We start from the raw sequence: 22,663 nt of genomic DNA, 5'->3' as shown, positions 1-22,663 counted from the left end.
CACCCGGGTGATCGACGAGACGGATGCCACGGGGGAGACCCCCGACGACGGCGACCCCTTGCGCGTGCCCGCCGACGCGGATATGCCCACGGACGCGGACGTGCCCACGGACGCAGAACTGCCCACGGACGCAGAACTGCCCACGGACGCAGACGCACTCGCCGACGCGGACGTGCTCGCCGCCACGGACGCACCCGCCGACACCTCGGCAACCGATGCAGCCGCCTCCCCGAAGACCGGCGTGCTCGCCTCGATCTCCGCATTCGCCCGCAAGCACCGGCTGCCGCTCATGATCGCGGGCGGCGTCGTCGCCTTCGGCCTGATCGGCGGCGGTGCGGTCGCGGCCGGCATCGCCAGCGGCGGCGGCGGAGCGGCATCCGTTGCCGCCATCACCACCGCGACGCCCACGCCAACCGTCGACCCGGCGCGGCCGGTGCCCGAGACGATCGCTGCGGCGGCTCGCCTCCGCACCTGCTCGGTCGCCGATCGCGCGGCCGACGGGCGTCTCGCGAACTTCCAGGCGCAGGTCGTGAACGCCGCGACGGGTGAAGTGCTGTACGACCGCGGCGGCACGACCGCGTCCCGCACCGCGAGCGTCATGAAGGTGCTGACCTCGGCCGCCGCGCTCTCGGTGCTCGGTCCCGACTACCGCACCCCGACGACTGTCGTGAAGGGCTCGGAGCCCGGCTCGGTCGTACTCGTGGGCGGCGGCGACGCCACCCTCTCGCGCACCTCGAGCGGCACCGAGACGGTCTACCCGGGCGCCGCCCACCTCGACGACCTCGCGGCCCAGGTCGAGGCGGCGTGGGCCGCCGACCCGGCGAACCCGCCGCTCACGAAGCTGATCCTCGACGCGAGCTACTTCAGCGGCGACGAATGGGAGCCGAGCTGGGCCATCAAGGAGCGCGAGGACGGCTACATGTCGAACATCGCAGCGCTCATGGTCGACGGCGATCGCGACAACCCGGGCGCCAACACGTCATGGCGCAGCGGCGACCCGGTCGGCCGGGCCGGCGAAGCGTTCGCGAGCGAGCTCGGCGGCATCAGCGTGGTCGAGCGCGGCGTCGCGCCCGCAGGGGCGCAGCAGCTCGGCCAGGTGCAGTCGCCGACCGTCGCGCAGCTCGTCGACAAGGCGCTCGTCGTCTCCGACAACACCGCGGCCGAGATGCTCGCCCGCCTCGTGGCGATCGAGACGGGCGCCGGCAACACCTTTGGCGCCATCAACGCCGGCGTGCTGCAGGGCCTCGCAGCCTACGGCATCGACACCACGGGCATCACGGTCGTCGACGGTTCCGGACTGTCCGACAACAACGCCGTGCCGCCCGCGTACTTGACGCGTCTGTTCGTGAAGATCAACGCCCGCGAGGGCAACCTCGGCGTGCTCATGGACGGCCTGCCGGTCTCGGGCGAGCGCGGCTCGCTCAGCTACGACGACCGCTTCTCGGGCGACAACGCGGTCGCCGACGGTGCGGTCTCGGCGAAGACCGGGTGGATCGACACCGGCTACACGCTCTCGGGCGTCGTGCGTGCGCAGGACGGCTCCACCCTGACGTTCGCGATCTACGCCCTCGGCGACGTCACCGACGAGGCGAAGCAGGCGATCGACACGCTGACGACCGGCTTCTACCTCTGCGGCGACAACCTCTCGAACCAGTGATCGCGCGGTTCGCGGAACGCTGAACACTGCGCCCCGACGCCGATCGCTGGAAGAATGGGTGCATCGGCCGAGCAGTGCCGTCTTCAACGTGCGAAGGAGCGAGCCATGACGCGGGCCCTGTTCATCATCGACGTGCAGAACGACTTCACCGAGGGCGGCGCACTCGGCGTCGACGGGGGAGCGGCCGTCGCCGCCGGCGTCACGCGCCTGCTGCAGCAGCACCGGGGCGAGTACGCGCTCGTCGCGGCATCCCGTGATTGGCACTCGGGCGAGCACGACAACGGCGGCCACTTCGCCGTCGACGCCGAACCCGACTTCGTCGACACCTGGCCGCCGCACTGCGTCGAGGACACTCCGGGGGCCGAGTACCACCCCGATTTCGACACCTCGGGCGTCGAGGTGCACATCCGCAAGGGGCAGGGAGTGCCCGCCTATTCGATCTTCGAGGGCACGGATGACGCGGGCGCGAGCGTGAGCGACGTGCTCGCCGCCCGGGGCATCACCGACATCGACGTCGTCGGCATCGCCACCGACTACTGCGTTCGAGCGAGCGCGCTCGACGCGGTCGAGCACGGCCAGCACGTGCGCGTCTTCACCGACCTCATCGCGGGCGTCGCGGCGGAGTCATCGGCGTCCGCACTCGCCGAGCTCGGCCACGCCGGCGTCGTCATCGCCGAGTCGACGGTGCTCGACGAGGCCGCCTCGTGAGGCAGGCCGGCACGGCGACGACCCCGACCCTCTACGCGGAAGCCCCCGACGGGGTGCTCATCGGATACCGAGTGCACGCGGTCGAGCCGGCTGAGCGGGCCGACGGGAGCGCAGCCCCGGCCGCCGCGCCGCCGCCGGTGCTGCTCGTGCACGGCTTCGCGTCGGACGCCGCGATCACATGGGAGGGCACCGGTTGGGTGCGCGCCCTCGACGACGCCGGCCGAACGACGATCACGCTCGACCTGCGCGGCCACGGTGCGAGCGACAAGCCGATCGATGCCGCGTCGTACGCCCCCGAACTGCTCGGGGCCGACCTCGTCGCGGTGCTCGACTCCGCCGGCGCCGACGTGGTCGACGTCGTCGCGTACTCGATGGGCAACCGCGTGCTCTCGGCGCTGGCGACGAGTTCCCCCGAGCGGGTGCGCCGGGTCGTCGTGGGCGGCGCAGGCCCGAACGAGCTCTTCGCCACCTGGGCGATCGACGACGCGCGCGCAGTGCTGCTCCGCGACGAGACGCCCCGCGACCCGGTGATCGAGCAGGTACTGCGCCCCGCGATCGCGGCGGGTGCCGACCGCGAAGCACTGCTGGCCGTCATCGAGGGCGTCTCGGGTGCGCCGCTGGCGATCCCCGGTGGCATCCCGGTGCTCTTCGTCGTGGGTGAGAACGACCCCGTGCCGGTCGGCGCGCAGGAGCTCGCCCTCGAGTGGGGCGCCGATCTCGTCTCGGTGCCGGGTCGCGATCACGTCTCAGCACTCACATCGAGGGCGTTCAAGGCGGCGGCGATCGCGTTCCTCGCCGAGGGCGACCGCCCCGCCGAGGCCGGCCGAGGCCGGCCCGAGGCGTAACCCACGAGTGGCAGCGGGGCGGGCGGCCCGTTCACGCCCACCCGCCCCGCCGCACGTTCCGCCGAAACCTCAGATCGCCGCCTGCTTGGGCGCGAGCGGCGTCGGCTCCATCGGCTGGTCGTTCGCCGTGAGGTCGATGCCGTAGTCGCGTGCGTAGACCACGCGCGTGGCGATGTCGACCTCGTCGCCCGCCTGCGTGAGCTCGAAGACCCGGCCGCCGCGCATGCGGTTGCGCTCGTCCCCGGCCAGCCCGTAGGCGCCGAAGCCCGTGCCGGGCGCATAGCCGAGCAGCACGCCGTAGTAGTTGCCCACGTAGTCGTTGACGTGGTCGTGGCCGACGAAGACGCCCTTGACGTCGCCGCGCTCGAGGATCGCGTTGTACATGCCCGAGTTGAAGGGGCCGGGGCACTCGTCCTCGTTGCGCTCGCCGACGATCGCGTGACGGGTGCGTCCGCGCGCGGCATCCGCTTCGGTGCGCGTGTCGACGCCGCCCCACCACATGAACCGGTGCTCCCAGAGCGCGATGTGGATGAACATGAGGCCCGGCACCTTTCGCTTGAACTTCTTCTCGAGGCGCTGCGATTCCTCGCGGTACCACGAGACCTGGTCCATGCGCAGCCAGTCCCACGTGGGGTAACCGGCGAAGTCCTGCCCGTCGATGGCGCCGGGCGCGTAGCGACCCGAGTCCAGGAGCCACAGGCTGAACGCGGTGTCGTTGCCGCGGCCGGCGGTGCGGATCGGCACGATCGTGTTGCCGGTGCCCGTGACTCCCGCGATGTTCTCGGCGTTCATGTTGAAGTCGTAGCTGCGGTAGAAGTCGAGCATCATCGCCTCATCGACGCCCGACTGCGGCAGCGAGTCCTCGTCGTGGTTGCCGTAGGTGACCGCCCACGGGATGCCGCGGCTCTCCATCGGCCAGACGACGTTGTTGATCGCCTGCTTCACGGCGAGACGCGTCTCGCAGCCGCCCGTGATGACGTCGCCGTTGATGAGCACGAAGTCGGGCGCCTCGGCGTCGAGGGTCTTCTCGATGAGCTCGACGGTGCGACGGTCGGTCAACTCGTCGTCCTGCGTGTCGTTGAACTGCACGACCTTGAAGGTGCCGTCGGCGCGGAAGCGCAGCTTCGGCGCCTTCGCGCGCGGGCCGCCGGTGGCCCCGCGCTCGGCGTCGCCGGCTTCGGCGTGTGCAGCGGTCGGGAGCGCAGCGGCACCGAGCACGCCGAGGCCTCCCGCGGTGAGGATGGTCCTGCGGCTGATGGGCGACTTGCCTGGCATCGATCGATCTCCTGTTCGTCGGTGGCGCGCGGTCGGGCGCGCCCCCACCGACGGTAGGGATGGCGGATGACCCGCGGGCGACCTGAAGGTGAACGGTGCGGTGCCGCTCACCGCGGCGACGACGCGGATCGCAGTGCCGCGGAACACACCGGACGCCGCGGTATCGGCAAGAATGGTGCAATGGGAGACACGACCGCCGATCAGACGCCGAAGTCCGGCGTCGCTCGCCGAACGCGGTCGCCCGCAGGATCCGTCCGCCTCGCGGAGGTCGCCGCGATCGCCGGTGTCAGCGAGGCCACCGTGAGCCGGGTGCTCAATCGCAAGTACGGCGTCTCGGCGAGCACCCGGGAGCAGGTGGAGCGCGCACTGGCGAAGATCGGGTACGAACGACCGGTCAAGGGCGAGATCGTGCTGCTGCTCATTCCGGCGCTCAAGGATGCGATCTTCGCCGCGATGTGCACCGCGGTCGAGAGCGAGCTGAGCCCGCACGGGCTCCGTGCCGTGATCTGTCCCGTCGTTCCGGGCTCGGTCGTGGAGCGCGACTACATCGAGGTCATGCTCGACGCGGGCATCGCGGCTGCGGTGTTCCTCTCGTCGAGCAACACGCTGCGCAACGCCGATCCCGTCGCCCGGGAGCTGCTCGAGTCCCGCGGCATCCCGTACATGAGCGTCAACGGCGCCTTCGTCGACTCGCGCACTCCGGTCGTCTCCACCGACGATTGGCAGGCTGCCGAGATCGCGGTGTCGCACCTGTACGACCTCGGCCATCGGCGCATCGGGATGTGCGCAGGGCCGGTCGGCAACACGCCCGCCGATCGACGCGTCGAGGGGTTCCTCGAGGCGATGGACGCGCGTGGCTTGAACGACGCGGAGGACCTCGTGGTGCGACACCACTTCAGCGTCGACGGCGGACGCCACGCCGCCGAAGAACTGCTGCAGCTCGGGGTCACGGCGATCGTCGCCTCGAGCGACGACATGGCGCTCGGCGCGATCCGGGCGGCGACCCGGCGCGGCCTCGAGGTGCCGAAGGACCTCTCCGTCATCGGCTACAACGACTCCTACCTGCTCGACTTCACCGATCCGCCGCTCACGACGGTGCGCCAGCCGGTCGAGAGCCTCGCCGAGAGCTGCGTTCGGACCCTCGTCACCATGATCCAGAACCGCGCGGTGCAGACGACCGAGGCGCTCATCGACCCCGAGCTGCGGCTGCGGCAGTCGACCGGCCCCGTGCCGGTCTGACGTCGATCGAACGCTCGACGTCGATCGACGCGCTCGACCTCAGAGGCGGATCGAGCGGCGCTCTCCGGGCGCCACGCGGTGAGCGCCCTCCGAGCGGGCCCGGCCGAGTGAGCACGGCCCGCCGAGGTGCGGGTCGTGGAACCGGTCGTCGCGGGCGATGACCGGTCTCCACTCGAGATCGCGTGCGGTGAGGTTCTCGAGCCACAGCTCATCGTCGAGCTCCACGCCGACGCCGATGAAGCCGTCCCCGAAGGGGATGTCGAATGCCGCGAGGCGGCTGACGCCGCTCGGCAGCGCGTGCCGCGTGGTCACGGCCGAGGCGGCCGCGTTCGGCTCGAGGCCGAGGAAGCCGGCGACGATCTGCGCGACGAGGGTGAACGACACCTCGGGGTAGTCGCCGTTCGCCCCCTGCGCGGCGACCTCGTGCTGCTCAGCGCGCGCGTCGTACACCGTGCGCATCCACTCGTACGCGGTGTCGGGGCGTCCGTGCCGAAGGAACACGTCGGGCAGGTAGCTCAGGGCCTCGACGTTGCGCGGCGCGGTGGTGTCGTGACGGCACGCGCGGTCGATGTGCTCGAGCACCGCGGCGCGGTTCGGGTGGTCGGCGTCGACGAGACCCTTGAGGGGCGGGAACCAGTTCGCCTCCTTCAGCCATTCCCGGAGCGGCGTCCCGTCGGCGTCGCGTGCGGAGACGAGTTCGCCGGCCGATCGACCAGCAGCGCCCCACTCGTCGGCGAAGACCGCGGCGAGCCGTTCGGCGGCCGCCGCGAACCGGTCGGCCGCTTCGTGCTCGCCGAGTGCGGACTCGAGGCTCACGGCATGCAGGTTCGCCGCATACTGCGCCGCGAACGCGTCACCGGCTTCCAGCAGCGCTCCCGCGGGTCGCTCGTTGTAGCTCGCCGCGCCGTCGAAGATGCCGGGTCCGTCGGCCTCCGCCACTCCGTTCGGGAGGATCCGGTCGTGCGCGGCGACGAAGTCGGTCAGCGTGCGCCGCCAGTACCCGTGATGCTCGAGGAGGGCCGGATCGCCGGTCCAGCGATAGAGCACATGCACGAGCTCGACGAGCTCGAACACGGCGGGGAGCTCGCGCACGAAGCGGTCGGGGCCGCGATAGTCGATGGCGAGCGGGGTGACCCGGTCGAAGTTCAGCGCCCACACGGGCCAGCCGCCGTGCTCGGGCGTCGCGGTGCGGACGAAGCTCTCGAGCATCGAGGCATTGTGCCGCGCCAGCCCGAGCAGCTGGGCACCGACCGCCTGATGCGCGAAGTCTCGAAGGTAGTAGCCGCTGCGGAACCGGTAGCCGGCGTGATAGCTCGCCCGGTAGTCGGCCGTGCGGTACGGGCCGGAGTCGGCCTCCGACACATCGAGCGGCCCGTGGTCGCCGTCGGCCACGACGAAGCGGGCGGCGGCCTGCGTCGCCCAGCCGAACATCTCCGCGAGCGATGCGTCGTCGGTCGCGATGCGGAGTCCGGTCACAGCGCGACCAGCTCGATCAGTCCGGCCTCCTGGGGGCGCAGGACCGGCATCGGCAGCCCCACCTCGGCGAGGACGGCGCCCGGCCAGATGCCCGCCTCCGACCACCAGTCCGGCTGTCGGCGGGTCGACGTCGGGTCGGCGGCGACTTCGGGCCGCACTCGGGCCACGCGGTAGCTCGCCGCGGGGTCGAGTCCCGCGAGCCGGAGTGCCGGTCCGGGCACGTGCGCGGGGGAGTCGATCGTCGCGATCGTCGCGATCGCATGCCGACGGTCGGCTGAGACGATGGTCTGGGCGAGGATCGCCGGCTCGCTCTCGAGGCGGTGCAGCCTGCCGCGTTCGATGAGCGGACGCAGGCGCACGAACTCGGAGATCCACCCGGTGAGCGCGGCACGCTCGTCGGGGGTCGCCTGGCGCAGGTCCCATTCGATGCCGAAACTGCCGATCATCGCGGTGATCGCTCGGAAGTCGATCGAGCTGGTGCGACCGGTGACGTGGGCGGTCGCCGCGCCCACGTGCGCTCCGAGCAGTTCGGGCGGCATCAGCAGGCTCGTCCAGCGCTGGATGCGCTGGCGCTCGAGCGGGTCGTTCGAGTCGCTCGTCCAGAACCGGTCGGTGCGCTCGGCGATGCCGAGGTCGATCCGGCCGCCGCCGGCCGAGCACGATTCGATCTCGAGCCATGGGCAGGCCGCGCGGATCTCGTCGATGAGGGCGTAGACCGCCTGCGTCTGGCGATGCACGCCCGCCCGGCCGGTCACGCGATCGACGGGTTCGACGAGATCGCGATTGTGATCCCACTTGACGTAGTCGATGCGGTGCTCGGTGACGAGCTCGACGATGCGATCACGCAGGTGGGCGCGCGCATCGGGGTGGCCGACGTTGAGCACGAGCTGCTGCCTCGCGAGCGGGGCGTCCCGGTGCTGCGGTGAGAGGATCCACTCGGGGTGGGCGCGAGCCAGCCGGGAATCGGGGTTGACCATCTCGGGCTCGAACCAGATGCCGAACTGCATGCCGAGACCGCGGACGCGATCGACGAGCGGTGCGAGTCCGCGCGGCCACACCTCGGGGTCGACGACCCAGTCGCCGAGCCCTGCGCGGTCGTGCCGGCGGCCGAGGAACCATCCGTCGTCGAGCACGAACCGCTCGACGCCGACCTCGGCGGCGATCCCGGCGAGTTCGTGGAGCGGCTCGAGCGTGTGGTCGAAGTACACCGCCTCCCAGGTGTTCAGCGTGACCGGCCGCCCGACGGCGGGGTGCGTCGGCCGGGCGCGCAGGGCGTCGTGAATGCGAGCGGATGCATCGTCGAGGCCGACGCCGTATGCGGCGTACAGCCAGGGCATCTCGTACTCCTCGCCGGGGTCGAGCTCGACCTCGCCGGGCAGCAGGAGCTCGCCGCCGCCGAGGGCGGTCCGCCCGCCGTTCGTGCGGTGCGCCCAGAGACGCAGGTTGCCCGACCAGCCGAGGTGCACCGCCCAGACCTCACCGCGGTCGAAGGCGAAGCCCTCGGTGCCGGCGACGAGCAGCGTCGTCGCGTCGGGTCCGGGGCGCCCGCGGCGCTGTTCGCGCACGTGGGTGCCGTCGGTGATCGTCGCGCGCTGGGGGCGCCGTTCGCCGCCGTGACGCCCCGAGAAGTCGAGCAGCTCGGCCGTGCGGCCGGGCACCGGGAGGGCGAGGTCGAGCCCATCGAGCCGGTACCGCTCCTCGCCGTTATTGCGGACGACGGCGTGCACGCGCAACAGGCCGGAACGGAGGAGCTCGAACTCGAGGCGGACGGCGAGTCGGTTCGCGGCATCCGTCGCCGTGGACACGAGCCGGTGCGCGATCGTCGCCGAGTCGACCTGTTCGACGTCGACGACGACGTCGTCGAAGTCGGGGAAGCCCGCGCGCCCGGCGCGATCGCCGGTGAGGCCGGGCGGACCCATCCAGGCCTGCTTCGGCTCGGGCAGCACGCCGACCGCGACGGGCTGGTCCGGTTCGCTCGTCACACGGGTGACGCGCGCATGCTCGGCGACCCGGGCGAGGGCGGCCTCGTCGAGTGGTCCGAGGTCGCGTCCCCAGTGGCAGATCACGGGCAGCGTGCTGCCGGATGCCTGGATGACGACGCTCACGCCCCCCGCGCGCAGATGGAACACCGATTCATCCATTTTCGCCTCCGTTGCAAGTTTGCAGACTCTTGCTGCATATATACACGCAATATGTTACTGTCGCCGAGTCGCCGATGACGCGACTCACCGAGAAAGGACTGCGAACAATGAGGTTCACGTTGAACAAGCGATCACGCGGGGTGGCGGTCACAGCAGCCGCCATCGCGACCGCTACGGCACTCGTCGGATGCTCGGCCGCCTCGGCCGACAACAGCGCAACCGATGGCGACGTGTCGGGCAAGATCACGATCTGGACGTGGGATGCTCCGGGCGACGGGCTCAAGGCGGCGATCCCCGCCTTCCAGGAGCTCCACCCCGATGTCGAGATCGACGTGCAGGACGTCGGCAACCCGGCGATCTGGGAGAAGATCACGACCGGAATGGCAGCCGGGGGCTCCGGACTGCCCGACGTGCTGAACATCGGCATCGACTACATGGGCAACTACGTCGAGAAGTTCCCCGGCGAACTCGTCGACCTGCGCGACTTCGGCGCGGACGAGCTCGCCGACGACTTCCCGTCGGGAGCGTGGAAGAGCGGCTCGGGCGCCGACGGTGCCGTCTACGGCATTCCGTACGAGGTCAACGCCACCGGCTTCTTCTACCGCACCGACGTCTTCGAGGCGGCCGGCGTCGACATCGACTCGATCGAGACGTGGGACCAGCTGCTCGAGGCGGGCGTCACGATCAAGGAGAAGACGGGCGTCAACCTCTACAACCAGGACAAGGCGGCGTCCGCGGCGGACTCGGCCGGACTCTGGCAGCTGCTCACGGCGCTGCAGGGTTCGTTCTACTTCGACGAGCAGGGCGAGATCACGATGAACGACGAGGCCGGCGTGCACGCCCTCGAGCTCATCAAGAAGGCGAACGACCTCGGCATCGTCGGCGACCAGCAGGGCAGCTGGGACACGCTGCTCGAGTCGCTCCGCGGAGAGACCGACGTCGCGATCATGCCGTCGGGCGGATGGATGGCCGGCGTCATGGAGAACGAGGCGCCCGACATGGCCGGCAACTGGGGCGTCCGCCTCCCACCGGCCGTCGAGCCCGGCGGCATCACGGCGGCGGTGAACGGCGGCACCTACCTCTCGATCCCGACCGAGAGCAAGAACCAGCGCACGGCATGGGAGTTCGTGAACTTCGCGCTCGGCACGCTCGAGGGACAGAAGGTCGTCTACGACGGCGGAGGCATGTTCCCCGGCTACAAGCCGATGCTCGAATCCGAGGGGTTCGCAGAACCGAGCGAGTACTTCAACGGGCAGTCGCCGAACGAGATCTTCATCGCCGAGCTGGCGCAGGACACCCCCGTCGTCAACTTCACGAGCGACTACGCGCGCGCGTTGAAGGCCCTCACCGACGCGCAGACGCGCGTGCTCCTCTCCGGGGCCGACCCGCAGGACGCGCTGGATGAGGCCGCCGAACAGGTGGCGCAGCAGACGAACCGCAAGCTCGCGTCCGACTGACCGGCCGGGTGCGCCGGCGCGACCCGCCGGCGCACCCCCTGACGAAGCGACTCACACGTGAACGCACTCCTCGAGACCGTCGACGAGCGGCCGGCGACCGACCGCCGCCGTCCGCCGTCGCGCCGCCGCCGTTCCTCGATCGGCCACCCCCGGCTCACGCCGTACCTCTTCCTCCTGCCGACGATCCTGTTGTTCCTGGGCTTCAAGCTCTATCCGTACCTCTCCGCATTCTGGGTCAGCCTGACGCAGAACGTCGGCGGCGTCACCGCCTTCGTCGGCCTCGACAACTACATCCGCCTCGCGCAGGACCCCCTGTTCTACACCGCGCTCGGCAACACGTTCCTCATCCTGGTCGTGCAGGTCCCGCTCATGCTCGCCCTCGGCATCGTGCTGTCGGTCGCGTTCAACTCGATGCTGCTCAAGTGGCGGGCGTTCTGGCGCACCACCTACTTCGTGCCGATCGTCATGGGCCTCGTCGCCTACGGCATCCTGTTCAGGGCGCTGTTCGACTCGGGCGACGGCGTGGTCAACGAACTGCTCGGCGCGATCGGCATCGGTCCGATCCCATGGCTCGTCGACCCGTTCTGGGCGAAGATCTCGATCGTGCTCGCGATGACCTGGCACTACACGGGCCAGAACGCGATCATCTACCTCGCGCAGCTGCAATCGATCCCGGGCGAGCTCTACGAAGCCGCCCAGGTCGACGGCGCGAATGGGTGGCAGCGCTTCTGGAACATCACGATGCCCGGGCTGCGACCCGCGCTGCTGCTCACCGTGATCCTCTCGACCATCGGCACGCTCCAGCTCTTCGACGAGCCCTACGTGCTGACGAACGGGGGTCCCGACAACGCGACGCTGACGATCGGCATGTACCTCTACCAGAACGGGTTCCGGTACTTCGACTTCGGCTACGCCTCGGCGATCGGCTATGCGCTCACGCTCATCATCGCCGTGATCTCGCTCATCCAGTTCCGCCTCTTCAAGGAGAAGACCCGATGACCGACGCACTGGTCGGCGTCCGCGGCCGACGCACCAGATCGCTCGTCCTCACGACGGTGATCGCCGCGGGCAGCGTCGTGATGATCCTGCCGTTCTACTGGCTCATCATCGCGACGACGTATCCCTCGAGGGAGATCTTCGCCTCGCCGCCGAACCTGCTGCCCGGCCCCGCCTTCCTCGACAACCTGTCGGGCCTGCTCACCGAGACGCTCTTCGGCCGCGCGATCGGCAACTCCGTGCTCGTGGCGTCCGTGTACACGGTGCTCGGCCTCGTCGTCTGCACCGCAGCGGGCTACGCCTTCGCGAAGTTCGAGTTCCGCGGGCGCGGCGTGCTGTTCGGCGCCGTGCTGGTCACGCTCGCCCTGCCGTCGCAGGTGACGCTCGTGCCGCTCTTCCAGATCATGGTGACCCTCGGCTGGCTCGACACCTATCAGGCCCTCATCCTGCCGAGCCTCGCGATGCCGTTCGGCATCTTCCTCATGCGCCAGACGATGCTGGCCGTCCCCGACGAGCTGCTCCAGGCCGCCCGGGTCGACGGCGCGGGGGAGTTCCGGGTGTTCAGCAGGATCGTGCTGCCCACGGTGCGTCCCGCGATCGCCGCCCTCGCGATCTTCCTGTTCCTCGGCCAGTGGAACGAGTTCGTCTACCCGCTCGTCGTGCTGCGCACGCCGGAGTCGTTCACCATCCCCGTCTCGCTCGCCTCGCTGCAGGGCATCGGCACCACCGACTACGGGCAGCTGATGACGGGAACGCTCCTGTCGGTGCTGCCGATCCTGGTGCTGTTCCTGTTCCTGCAGCGTCATTTCGTCGCCGGCATCCTCGCCGGCGCAGTCAAGCAATAGGAGTCCTGCACGTGCTACTTGAAGACCATCACCTCTCGCTGATCGAGTGGACCGAGCTCCCCAGGGGCATCCGCCTCGGCACCGGGGGCGCGGTCCGCGTGTCCGAGCAGTCCGAGGACGGCGGTCTCGTGCGGATCGGCCTCGCCGTGCAGGGCGAGGGGCAGGTCGTGCTCGAACTGCCGTTGGGAAACGCCGCCGGCTACTGGAATCCCGGACTCTCGGCCGATCGCGGCCTCCCCGCCGACTGGAAGGGGCGCGATCGCTTCAGCGCGGTGAGGTCGGCGCCGATCGGGGTGCTCTACGACGCCGACGGCGACAGCCGGCTCGCCTTCGGCTTCGACTGCCTGGTGCACGAGGGCGAGCTGCAGTACGGCGTCTCCGAGGAGGAGAAGACCTTCGTCGTGCGCCTGCCGATCGAGGGGCGACTCGCCGAGCTGGAGGCCGGACTCGGCCTCGTGCTCGTCGGCGAGGCGATGCCGTACGGGCGCGCGGTCCGGGCGATCTCAGGGGCGGTACGGGCCGACCTGCCGGTGCGACCCGCGTCGACGGCGTCGCGGGAGCCGGTCTACTCGACCTGGTACGCCTACTCGCAGCGCATCTCGGAGCAGATCATCGAGTCGGATGTCGCGGTCGCCGCCGAGCTCGGCTGCCGATCCGTCTTCATCGACGACGGCTGGCAGCGCTTCGGCGACGGCCGATGGTACGCGGGCTGTGGGGACTGGGTGCCCGACGAGTCCAAGTTCCCCGACCTCGCGGCGCTCTCGGGCCGGCTGCATGCGCAGGGTCTCGACGTCGTGCTGTGGATCGCGCCGCTCCTGCTCGGCGAGCAGAGCGAGGCGTTCGACCGGCTGCGTCCCTTCGCGACGCACTACGCCGAGGGTCTGCGGGCATGGGTGCTCGACCCGAGGCATCCGGAGGTGCGCGCGCACCTCGTCGAGACGTGCGCTCGGCTCATGCGCGTCTACGACCTCGACGGGCTCAAGATCGACTTCCTGAACAACGCGATGGCGTACGCGGGCGAGCCGTCGAACGGCGACCTCGCCGACGTGGGAGAGGCGATGACCGTGCTGCTGAGGGGGGTCGCCGATGCCGTCGACCTCGAACGCCCCGGCGCCCTGATCGAGTTCCGCCAGCCGTACGTCTCCCCGGCGGTCGCGTCGTACGCCGACGTCGTGCGGGCCGACGACTGCCCGGCGGACGCCCTCCAGAACCGTCGGTCGATCCTCGACCTCCGGCTGCTCGCGAGCGGGCAGGTCGTGCACGCCGATCCCGTCATGTGGGATCCGTCGGCGAAGCCCGGTGCTGCGGCACGGCAGTTGTTCGGCGCCTTCTTCGGCGTTCCCCAGATCTCGATGCCGCTCGCCTCGCTGCCGGCGGCGCATCGGGACGAGGTCGCCGCGGTGCTCGCGGTGTGGCGCGAGCTGCGCGACGTGCTGCTCGACGGCGAGATCACGGCCGGCCTTCCCGTCGACGGCTATCCGTCGGCGGCGGCCCGGCTCGGCGACACGCTCGTGGTGGGCGCGTACAGCGGAAGCGTCGTCGACCTCGACCTCGAGGGGGTGCGCCGGCTCGTCGTCCTGAACGCGTCGGAGTCGTCGCACGTGGCGTACCGACGTGACGCGCCGGCGTCGTCGACGGCCGAGCTCGCGATCATCACGGGTTCGGCGAGTGCGGCCCCGGCGCGGGTGGAGCTCACGACGCAGGGCTTCCTGGCGATCCCGTCGTGGTCGATCGCGGTGCTCGTCATCGACTGAGCGCGGCGGAGAACGCGAACGCCGCCCGGCGGCCCCGGTGATCCGGAGCGCCGGGCGGCGTCATCGCGCGCGTCGTTCGCGCCTACAGCGTGTTGCCGAGCTTGAAGCCCTGCTCCTCGTCGCCCGAGCGCGTGTACGAGAAGCCGTCGGCGCCGATGGTGACGGCCATCTCCGAGGAGTCCGTGCGGGCGACGACGGGCTTCGGGTTGCCGTCGAGGTCGAGCACCAGCGAGGCATCCGTGTACCAGCTCGGGACGACGGGGTTGCCCCACCAGTCGCGGCGCTGGTTGTCGTGCACGTCCCACGTGATGACGGGGTTGTCGGGGTCGCCCGTGTAGTAGTCCTGCGTGTAGATCTCGACGCGGTGGCCGTCGGGGTCGCGCAGGTAGAGGTAGAACGCGTTCGAGACGCCGTGACGGCCCGGGCCGCGCTCGATCGCGTCGGAGCGGCGGAGCGCGCCGAGCTTGTCGCAGATCGCGAGGATGTTGTGCTTCTCGTGCGTCGCGAAGGCGACGTGGTGCATGCGGGGGCCGTCGCCGCCCGTCATGGCGGTGTCGTGCACCGTGGGCTTCCGGCGCATCCACGCCGCGTAGACGGTGCCCTCGTCGTCCTGGATGTCCTCGGTGACGCGGAAGCCGAGCGACTGCATGAAGTTCACGGCGCGCGGGACGTCGGGGGTGACCTGGTTGAAGTGGTCGAGGCGCACGAGCTCGCCGGGCGTGTGCAGGTCGTAGCGCCACGAGAGCCGCTCGACGTGCTCGGACTGGTAGAAGAACTCGTACGGGAAGCCGAGCGGGTCCTCGACGCGCACCGAGTCGCCGATGCCCTTCGTGAAGCCCTCCGCCCGGCGCTCGATGCGGCAGCCGAGCTCGGAGTAGAAGGCGACCGCCCTATCGAGGTCCTCGGGGGTGCGCACGCGGTACGAGAACGCGGCGACGGCGGCGACGTCGCCCTGGCGCAGCACGAGGTTGTGGTGGATGAACTCCTCGGTCGAGCGGAGGTAGATCGCCTCGTCGTCCTCCTCGGTGACGTACAGGCCGAGCACGTCGACGTAGAAGACGCGCGAGGCGGCGAGGTCCGTCACGACGAGCTCCATGTAGGCGCAGCGGAGGATGTCGGGAGCGGGGACCGACGGGGTCGGCACCGGGTTGTCGCTGTGGATCGGGGCCTCCTGGCTCACGAAGAAGCCGGAGGAGGTCTTGACTCGGTCGTTGAGTGCAGACATGTGGATTCGTCCTTCAGTTGTGATGCGGTCGAGCAGTTGCGATGCGGCCGAGGGCGGGCTACTTCGTGCCGAAGCGCGGCGAGTGCGCTTCGTTGAGCGTGATGTGCACGGCCTGCTGGTCGGTGTAGAAGTCGATCGAGCGGTAGCCGCCTTCGTGCCCGAGGCCCGAGGCCTTGACCCCGCCGAAGGGGGTGCGGAGGTCGCGCACGTTGTTGGAGTTCAGCCAGACCATTCCGGCCTCGACCGACTGGGCGAAGTTGTGGGCGCGCTTCAGGTTGTTCGTCCAGATGTAGGCGGCGAGGCCGTAGCGCGTGTTGTTCGCGAGTTCGAGCGCCTCCTCGTCGGTGTCGAACGGCGTGATCGCGACGACCGGTCCGAAGATCTCCTCCTGGAAGATGCGGGCGTCGGGCGAGACGTCCGCGAACACCGTGGGGGCGACGTAGTTGCCGGTGTCGAGTCCCTCGGGGCGGCCGCCGCCGGCGACGAGCCGGCCCTCGCCCTTGCCGATCTCGACGTACGACATGACCTTCTCGTAGTGCTCGGGGTGCACGAGCGCCCCGACCTCGGTCTTCGGGTCGTGCGGGTCGCCGACGACGATGTTCTTCGCACGCTCGGCGTAGCGGGCGACGAAGTCGTCGTAGATCGAGCGCTCGACGAGCACGCGGGAGCCGGCGGTGCAGCGCTCGCCGTTCAGCGAGAACACGCCGAACACCGTCGCGTCGAGCGCCGCGTCGAGGTCGGCGTCGGCGAAGACCACGGCGGGCGACTTGCCGCCGAGCTCCATCGAGAGGCCCTTCAGGAACGGCGCCGCGTTGCCGAAGATGATCTGGCCGGTGCGGCTCTCGCCCGTGAACGAGATGAGGGGCACGTCGGGGTGCTTGACGAGCGCGTCGCCGGCCTCTTCGCCGAGGCCGTTCACGAGGTTGAAGACGCCGTCGGGCACACCGGCCTCGCGGAAGATCTCCGCCCAGAGCGAGGCCGACAGCGGCGTGAACTCGGCGGGCTTCAGCACGACGGTGTTGCCGGTGGCGAGCGCGGGGGCGAGCTTCCACGACTCGAGCATGAAGGGCGTGTTCCACGGCGTGATGAGGCCCGCGACGCCGATGGGCTTGCGGTTGACGTAGTTGACCTGACGACCCGGCACCTTGTAGGTGTCGTCGCGCTGGGCGACGATCAGGTCGGCGAAGAAGCGGAAGTTCTCAGCGGCGCGCTGCGCCTGGCCGAGCGCCTGCGTGATGGGCAGGCCGGTGTCGAACGTCTCGAGTTCGGCGAGCCGGGCGTCGCGGGCCTCGACGAGGTCGGCGATCCGGTGCAGCACGCGCGAACGCTGGCGGGGGAGCATGCGGGGCCAGGGGCCATCGTCGAACGCGCGCTTCGCTGCGGCGACGGCGAGGTCGATGTCGGCCTGCTGGCCGGCGGCCGCCTGCACGTAGGTCTCGTTCGACACGGGGTCGAGCACGTCGAACGTCTCGCCGCCGACGGAGTCGACGAACTCGCCGTCGATGAAGTGGCGGATGCGGTCGGGCAGGCCCACGGGGATGTAGTGCGTCATGTCATTCGGCTTTCGGTGTGTTGGAACGGGAAGTGTGTCGGGGAGGCGCCTCAGGGCGCGGGCCGCGGATGCCGCGACTGGGCGGCGAGCACCGCGTCGAGCGTCGCGGTGCGGTGGTGCCGCGCGGCGAGCTCGATCTCGAGGGCGTCGGCGCTCGATTCGATGAGCGCGAGGATGCGTTCGTGCTCCTCGACGGAGTCGCGCGCGCGGCCGGGCACGAAGCTGAACGAGGAGTCGCGCAGCACCTTCATGCGGTTCCAGCCGCGGTGCACCAGGTCGAGGATGTGCGGGTTCGGGCACTCCTCGAAGAGCACGGCGTGGAACTCGAGGTTGAGCTCGGTGAACCGCGTCGGCTCGAAGTCGTCGAGCGTGCGACGCATCCGCTCGTTGATCTCGCGGGCCCGCCTGATGTGGTCGGGGGAGATGAAGGGCGCGGAGAGCGCCGTCGCCGCGCCCTCGACGAGCGCGAGCGTCTCCATCGTGTGCAGGTACTCGGTCTCCTTGACGAGGGCGACCTGGGCGCCGACGTTCCGCTCGAACGTGACGAGTCCCTCGGCCTCGAGCAGCCGGATCGCCTCACGGACCGGCACGACCGAGACGTCGAGCTCGCGGGCGATCGCGCCGAGCACGAGTCGGTAGCCGGGCACGTAGCGGCCGTCGTCGATGCGCGTGCGGATGAAGCGGTACGCCTGCTGCGACTTGCTCTCGGTGGACCGGATCACCTCGGCGTTCATCATGCCTCCGTCGCTGCTCGATAGCGGGCGAGCCATTCGGCGTTCATGGGGAAGAGCCCGTCGACGGATGCCCCGGCCGCGACCTGCTCGGCGACGTACGCCTCCTGCCGCTCCTGTTCGAGGGCCTCGGCGAGCACCTCCTCGACGAGCTGCGGGGGAATCACGATGACGCCGTCGCCGTCGCCCACGATGACGTCGCCGGGCTGCACCGCCGCGCCGCCGCACGCGATCGTGACGTCGACCTCCCACGGCACGTGGCGCCGGCCGAGCACCGAGGGGTGGGCGCCTTGCGAGAACACGGGGATCTCGAACCCGGCCACGGCGTCGAAGTCGCGCACGCCGCCGTCGGTGACGATGCCGGCCGCGCCGCGCACCTGGGCGCGGAGGGCGAGCACGTCGCCGACGGTGCCGGTGCCGCGCTCGCCGCGGGCCTCGACGACGAGCACCTCGCCGGGCGCGACGGTGTCGAAGGCGAGCTTCTGCGCGTTGAACCCGCCGCCGTGGCTCTGGAACAGGTCGGGCCGGAACGGGATGAACCGGAGCGTCTTCGCGCGGCCGACGATGCGATCGCCGGGGTGGTTGGCGGCGACGCCCTCGATGAAGATGTCGTGGTATCCGCGCTTGCGGAGCACCACCGAGAGGGTGGCGACGGCGACGCGGCCGAAGTCGGCGCGGAGCTCGTCGGTGAGCTCGAAGGAGGGAGCGGCCGGGGTCGTGACCTCAGTTGCGCCGGCCGCAGCGGGCGTCGAAGCGCGGCCCGCGGCGACGGCCGCGGCGAGCTCCTCCTCGCCGCCCCAGGCCTCGACGCGCTGGAGGTCGTCGGTCGCGGGCCTCGTGCCGAACTCGCCGAACTCGGCGACGCCCTGCGTGATGGTCGTGACGAGCCGGCCAGTGCTCGGCGCACCGGGAGCGCCCGGGGCGTCGACCTCGACCTCGACGACGTCGCCCGGCAGCACGACCGAGGAGCCGGCGGGCGTTCCGGTGAGGATCACGTCGCCGGTCTCGAGGGTCATGAGCTGCGACAGGTCGGCGATGAGACGGCCGAAGGGGAAGAGGAGGGTGTCCGAGGTGTCCTCCTGCACGAGCCGCCCGTTCACCCAGGTGCGGACGCGCCAGTCGCCCTCGGCGATGCCGGCCGCGGGGATCGCGACGGGGCCGATCGGCGTGAAGCCGTCACCGCCCTTCGAGCGGACGTTGGAGCCCTTGTCCGCGGCCCGCAGGTCGTAGAGCCCGAAGTCGTTGGCCGCCGTGACGGATGCCACGTGGTTCCAGCCGTCGGCGGGGGAGACGCGGCGGGCGGGCTCGCCGATGACGATCGCGATCTCGCCCTCGAACGCGAGCAGCTCGGTGCCGGCGGGGCGTTCGAGCGTTGCGCCGGTGGCGGCGAGGGACGAAGCCGGCTTCAGGAAGTAGCTCGGCTGCGCGGGCGTGCGGCCGCGCTGTGCTGCGCGCGAGGGGTAGTTCAGGTGCACGGCGATGATCTTGCCGGGGGTGGCGATGCCGAATGTCATTGACGTCCTCGTCTCTCAATATCTGAAATGATATACGATCCAGTCGCCCCTGTCGAGGGGCGATCGAGCCGGCTCGTCAGTAGCTCGCGCGAGGCGCCGACGCGTCCGCCGGGATGAAGCGATCGGCGAACGCCTCCGAGGCGCGGGCGACGATCGCGACATCCGCCCCCACCGAGACGAACGCCGCGCCGGCGGTCAGGTAGCGCTCGGCGTCGGCGGGCACGAAGGCGTTGACGCCGACGGGCTTGCCCGTGGTCGCGCCCGCACGGATCGAGCGCAGCACGCCCTCGACGACGTCGGGGTGCGACTGCTGGCCGAGCAGTCCCATCGAGGCGGCGAGGTCGGCGGGTCCGACGAAGAGGGCGTCGACGCCGTCCACCGCGGCGATCTCCTCGACCGCCTCGACGGCGGCGGCCGACTCGATCTGCACCGTGAGGCTGATCGTCGACGCGGCGTTCTGCAGGTAGCGGTCGACCCGGTTCCAGCGCGCTGACCGGGCGAGGGCGGCGCCCACGCCGCGCACGCCGTCGGCGGGGTATCGCACCGCACGGGCGAGCTCGGCGGCCTGTGCCGCGGAGTCGACCATCGGCACGAGGAGGTTCTGCACGCCGAGGTCGAGGTACTGCTTGATCAGCACGGTGTCGCCGATCGGCGGCCGCACGACGGGTGCGACCGGGTACGCCGAGACCGCGTAGAGCTGCGCGAGGATCGACTCGAGTCCGTTGGGGGAGTGCTCGGCGTCGATGAGCACCCAGTCGAGGCCGCTGCCGGCCGCGAGCTCGGCCATGATGGGGCTGCCGGAGCAGACCCACATGCCGACGAGCGGGCGGTCGGATGCCGCGATGCGGGCCGTGAGCGTCTCGGGGAGGTTCATTCGAATCGGCATGTCACGGCTCCAAGCTGTCCGTAGTCGGCGTGCACGGTGTCGCCGCGCTCGACCCACATGGGTCGGGTGAACGAACCGGCGAGGATGATCTCGCCGGCCTCGAGCGACTGCCCGTGCTGTGCGAGCTTGTTCGCGAGCCAGGCGACGCCCATCGCGGGGTGGCCGAGCACCGCAGCTGCGACACCCGATTCCTCGATCGTCTGGTTCCGGTAGAGCAGGGCGGAGATCCAGCGGAGGTCGACCTCATCGACCTTCACCGGCCGGCCGCCGACCACCATGGCGCCCATCGCGGCGTTGTCGGAGATCGTGTCGACGATGGTGCGACCCTCGAGCTCGATGTGCGAGTTCAGGATCTCGAGCGCCGGCACGACGTAGGCGGTGGCGTCGAGCACGTCGAAGATCGTGACATCCGGGCCCTGCAGGGGCTTCTCGAGCACGAACGCGAGCTCGACCTCGATGCGCACGTTCGAGAACCGGTCGAACTCGACGGATGCCCCGGACTCCACGACCATGTCGTCGAAGATGACGCCGTAGTCGGGTTCGGTGATGCCGGTGGCGACCTGCATGACCTTCGAGGTGAGGCCGATCTTGCGGCCGACCACGCGGTGGCCGGCGGCGGCGCGGCGCTCGGCCCAGAGCTGCTGCACCGCGTACGAGTCCTCGACGGTCATCTCGGGGTGCCGCGCGGTGAGCCGCGGCACGATGGTGCGGTCGCGATCGGCGACGAGGAGCTCGTCGGCGATCGCCTCGATGGTGGACTGGTCTAGCACACGGGCTCCACTTCGTCGTCAGGGCGTGGCTTGATCGTATACGATCACCGCCGTCCTCGGCGTCACGGGTCATCGTCGTATTTGAAATCGTATATTATGGCCCGATAGCTCGTCTCGAGCTCGACGACGAGCTGCCCATGACCGCGGACCCGACAGAGGAGTCGCCCCCGCATGACCACGACATCCGCCCCCGCCCCGGCCCAGAGCGACGCGCGACGACGGGAGCTCCGCCGCGTCGCGTTCGCCACCGTGATCGGCACCACCATCGAGTGGTACGACTTCTTCCTCTACGCGAGCGCCGCCGGCCTCGTGTTCCAGGTGCTCTTCTTCGCGCCCGCCGGCCCCGAGTTCGCGACGATCCTGTCGTTCGCGACGATCGGCGTGAGCTTCCTGTTCCGGCCGCTCGGCGCGTTCCTCGCCGGCCACTTCGGCGACAAGATCGGCCGCAAGGCGATGCTCGTCGTGACGCTCGTGCTCATGGGCGCGGCGACGACCCTCATCGGCGTGCTGCCGACCTACGAGCAGGTCGGCATCCTCGCGCCGCTCCTGCTCGTCGTCCTGCGCATCCTGCAGGGCCTCTCGACGGGCGGTGAGTGGGGCGGCGCGGTGCTCATGGCGGTCGAGCACGCGCCCGACGGCAGGCGCGGCCGCTACGGCGCGTTCCCGCAGATCGGCGTGCCGATCGGCCTCCTCCTCGCCTCGGGCGTGCTCGCGCTCATGACGGGCGTCATCTCTCCCGGCGACGCATTCCTCGAGTGGGGCTGGCGCATCCCGTTCCTGCTGAGCTTCGTGCTCATCATCGTCGGCATGATCGTGCGCCGATCGGTCGACGAGAGCCCCGTCTTCACCGAGATCGCCGCTCGCAAGGAGCAGACGAAGACGCCCATCGCCCAGCTCTTCAAGCGGCACTGGCTGCTGGTGCTCCTCGCCGCGCTGACCTTCGCCGGCAACAACGCCGCGGGCTACATGACGACCGGCGGCTACATCCAGAACTACGCCACCACGCCGATCGCCGACGGCGGCCACGTCGGGATGGAGCGCACGCCCGTGCTGCTCGCCGTCGCGGCATCCGCTGTCGTGTGGCTCATCGTCACGTGGATCGCGGGCTCGGTCTCCGACCGGATCGGCCGCCGGAACACCTACATCATCGGCTGGATCGCCTTCCTCGCCACGGTCTTCCTGCTGTTCCCGCTCGTGAACACCGGCAACGTGTGGCTGCTCTTCGCCGGCCTCGCGCTCTTCACGATCGGCAACGGCTTCACCTACGGGCAGCAGGCCGCGTACTTCACCGAGCTGTTCCCGGCGTCGATCCGCTACTCGGGCGTCTCCATCACCTACGCCCTCGGCGCGATCCTCGGCGGCGCGTTCGCCCCGATGATCTCGGCGGCGCTCGTGCAGGCCACCGGCACCGCGACGTCGGTCGCGTTCTACATCGCGGGCATCATGGTGGTCGCCTTCATCGCGACCCTGCTGCTGAAGGACCGCACCGGCATTCCGCTCGGCCCCGATCACGAGGCCGAGCAGTCGGCGAGCGCCATCTACGGCGTGAAGTAGCAGCTGCAGGTACTCGGATGCCCCGGCGGGAACGTTCC

18 protein-coding genes are annotated in these 22,663 nt (G+C 70.4%); 9 read left to right on the top strand and 9 right to left on the bottom strand.

The window, feature by feature from the left end; translation table 11 throughout:
• Positions 1 to 7 precede the first annotated feature (7 nt).
• The 3 genes from ACFTQE_RS04125 (at position 8) to ACFTQE_RS04115 (ending at position 3,210) form a co-directional block, all read left to right on the top strand.
• On the top strand, positions 8 to 1,657 hold the full coding sequence (locus ACFTQE_RS04125; RefSeq protein ID WP_376923868.1) for a D-alanyl-D-alanine carboxypeptidase/D-alanyl-D-alanine-endopeptidase: 1,650 nt from the start codon (positions 8 to 10) through the stop codon (positions 1,655 to 1,657).
• A gap of 105 nt (positions 1,658 to 1,762) precedes the next feature.
• Positions 1,763 to 2,365 (top strand): isochorismatase family protein, encoded by a 603-nt coding sequence (locus ACFTQE_RS04120; RefSeq protein ID WP_376923867.1) that lies wholly within the window; start codon positions 1,763 to 1,765, stop codon positions 2,363 to 2,365.
• Positions 2,362 to 3,210 (top strand): alpha/beta fold hydrolase, encoded by an 849-nt coding sequence (locus tag ACFTQE_RS04115; protein WP_376923866.1) that lies wholly within the window; start codon positions 2,362 to 2,364, stop codon positions 3,208 to 3,210. Before ACFTQE_RS04120 ends, ACFTQE_RS04115 begins: the two co-directional genes overlap by 4 nt.
• Positions 3,211 to 3,279: 69 nt before the next feature.
• Here ACFTQE_RS04115 and ACFTQE_RS04110 read toward each other — a convergent pair whose 3' ends face one another.
• Positions 3,280 to 4,485 carry a metallophosphoesterase family protein gene (locus ACFTQE_RS04110; RefSeq protein ID WP_376923865.1) on the bottom strand — a complete coding sequence of 402 codons (1,206 nt, stop codon included), beginning with the start codon at positions 4,483 to 4,485 and terminating at the stop codon, positions 3,280 to 3,282.
• A gap of 180 nt (positions 4,486 to 4,665) precedes the next feature.
• Here ACFTQE_RS04110 and ACFTQE_RS04105 point away from each other — a divergent pair, with 180 nt between their 5' ends.
• Positions 4,666 to 5,724, top strand: a complete 1,059-nt coding sequence (locus ACFTQE_RS04105) for a LacI family DNA-binding transcriptional regulator (protein WP_376923864.1) — start codon at positions 4,666 to 4,668, stop codon at positions 5,722 to 5,724.
• Positions 5,725 to 5,763: 39 nt separating this feature from the next.
• Here ACFTQE_RS04105 and ACFTQE_RS04100 read toward each other — a convergent pair whose 3' ends face one another.
• The gene (locus ACFTQE_RS04100) at positions 5,764 to 7,200 is read right to left on the bottom strand and encodes a hypothetical protein (protein ID WP_376923863.1); all 1,437 of its coding nucleotides are present in this window, start codon (positions 7,198 to 7,200) and stop codon (positions 5,764 to 5,766) included.
• Complete coding sequence (locus ACFTQE_RS04095; RefSeq protein WP_376923862.1) at positions 7,197 to 9,341, bottom strand: alpha-galactosidase; 2,145 nt, start codon at positions 9,339 to 9,341, stop codon at positions 7,197 to 7,199. Before ACFTQE_RS04095 ends, ACFTQE_RS04100 begins: the two co-directional genes overlap by 4 nt.
• 119 nt (positions 9,342 to 9,460) lie before the next feature.
• Here ACFTQE_RS04095 and ACFTQE_RS04090 point away from each other — a divergent pair, with 119 nt between their 5' ends.
• The 4 genes from ACFTQE_RS04090 to ACFTQE_RS04075 are packed head-to-tail and all read left to right on the top strand — an operon-like array spanning position 9,461 to position 14,393.
• Positions 9,461 to 10,798, top strand: a complete 1,338-nt coding sequence (locus ACFTQE_RS04090; protein ID WP_376923861.1) for an ABC transporter substrate-binding protein — start codon at positions 9,461 to 9,463, stop codon at positions 10,796 to 10,798.
• A 57-nt stretch (positions 10,799 to 10,855) separates the two neighbouring features.
• Positions 10,856 to 11,797 (top strand): carbohydrate ABC transporter permease, encoded by a 942-nt coding sequence (locus ACFTQE_RS04085; protein ID WP_376923860.1) that lies wholly within the window; start codon positions 10,856 to 10,858, stop codon positions 11,795 to 11,797.
• Complete coding sequence (locus tag ACFTQE_RS04080; protein WP_376923859.1) at positions 11,794 to 12,639, top strand: carbohydrate ABC transporter permease; 846 nt, start codon at positions 11,794 to 11,796, stop codon at positions 12,637 to 12,639. The genes ACFTQE_RS04085 and ACFTQE_RS04080 overlap by 4 nt, the downstream gene beginning before the upstream one ends.
• Positions 12,640 to 12,650: 11 nt before the next feature.
• A complete protein-coding gene (locus ACFTQE_RS04075; RefSeq protein WP_376923858.1) occupies positions 12,651 to 14,393 on the top strand; it encodes a glycoside hydrolase family 36 protein in 1,743 nt (580 codons plus the stop codon).
• A gap of 82 nt (positions 14,394 to 14,475) precedes the next feature.
• On the opposite strand, the gene hpaD is transcribed toward ACFTQE_RS04075, so the two are convergent.
• The 6 genes from hpaD to hpaH all read right to left on the bottom strand — a co-directional run bounded on the left by hpaD (position 14,476) and on the right by hpaH (position 21,071).
• Positions 14,476 to 15,618, bottom strand: a complete 1,143-nt coding sequence (hpaD, locus tag ACFTQE_RS04070) for a 3,4-dihydroxyphenylacetate 2,3-dioxygenase (RefSeq protein WP_376923857.1) — start codon at positions 15,616 to 15,618, stop codon at positions 14,476 to 14,478.
• A gap of 58 nt (positions 15,619 to 15,676) precedes the next feature.
• The gene (gene hpaE, locus ACFTQE_RS04065) at positions 15,677 to 17,170 is read right to left on the bottom strand and encodes a 5-carboxymethyl-2-hydroxymuconate semialdehyde dehydrogenase (RefSeq protein ID WP_376923856.1); all 1,494 of its coding nucleotides are present in this window, start codon (positions 17,168 to 17,170) and stop codon (positions 15,677 to 15,679) included.
• 50 nt (positions 17,171 to 17,220) lie between these two features.
• Positions 17,221 to 17,904, bottom strand: coding sequence for a GntR family transcriptional regulator (locus ACFTQE_RS04060; RefSeq protein ID WP_376923855.1), 684 nt, complete (start codon positions 17,902 to 17,904; stop codon positions 17,221 to 17,223).
• A complete protein-coding gene (locus ACFTQE_RS04055) occupies positions 17,904 to 19,415 on the bottom strand; it encodes a fumarylacetoacetate hydrolase family protein (protein ID WP_376923854.1) in 1,512 nt (503 codons plus the stop codon). Before ACFTQE_RS04055 ends, ACFTQE_RS04060 begins: the two co-directional genes overlap by 1 nt.
• A gap of 76 nt (positions 19,416 to 19,491) precedes the next feature.
• The gene (locus tag ACFTQE_RS04050; protein WP_376923853.1) at positions 19,492 to 20,301 is read right to left on the bottom strand and encodes an HpcH/HpaI aldolase/citrate lyase family protein; all 810 of its coding nucleotides are present in this window, start codon (positions 20,299 to 20,301) and stop codon (positions 19,492 to 19,494) included.
• The gene (gene hpaH, locus ACFTQE_RS04045; RefSeq protein WP_376923852.1) at positions 20,286 to 21,071 is read right to left on the bottom strand and encodes a 2-oxo-hept-4-ene-1,7-dioate hydratase; all 786 of its coding nucleotides are present in this window, start codon (positions 21,069 to 21,071) and stop codon (positions 20,286 to 20,288) included. The genes ACFTQE_RS04050 and hpaH overlap by 16 nt, the downstream gene beginning before the upstream one ends.
• 171 nt (positions 21,072 to 21,242) lie before the next feature.
• Between hpaH and ACFTQE_RS04040 the strand changes: the two genes are divergently transcribed.
• A complete protein-coding gene (locus tag ACFTQE_RS04040) occupies positions 21,243 to 22,625 on the top strand; it encodes an MFS transporter (RefSeq protein WP_376923851.1) in 1,383 nt (460 codons plus the stop codon).
• Positions 22,626 to 22,663 lie beyond the last annotated feature (38 nt).

Origin of the sequence: Agromyces sp. NPDC056965 (assembly GCF_042673425.1) — a bacterium.
Classification (GTDB): domain Bacteria; phylum Actinomycetota; class Actinomycetes; order Actinomycetales; family Microbacteriaceae; genus Agromyces.
The sequence above is the reverse complement of the archived record's forward strand: the minus strand, read 5'-3'. Positions and strand labels throughout refer to the sequence as shown.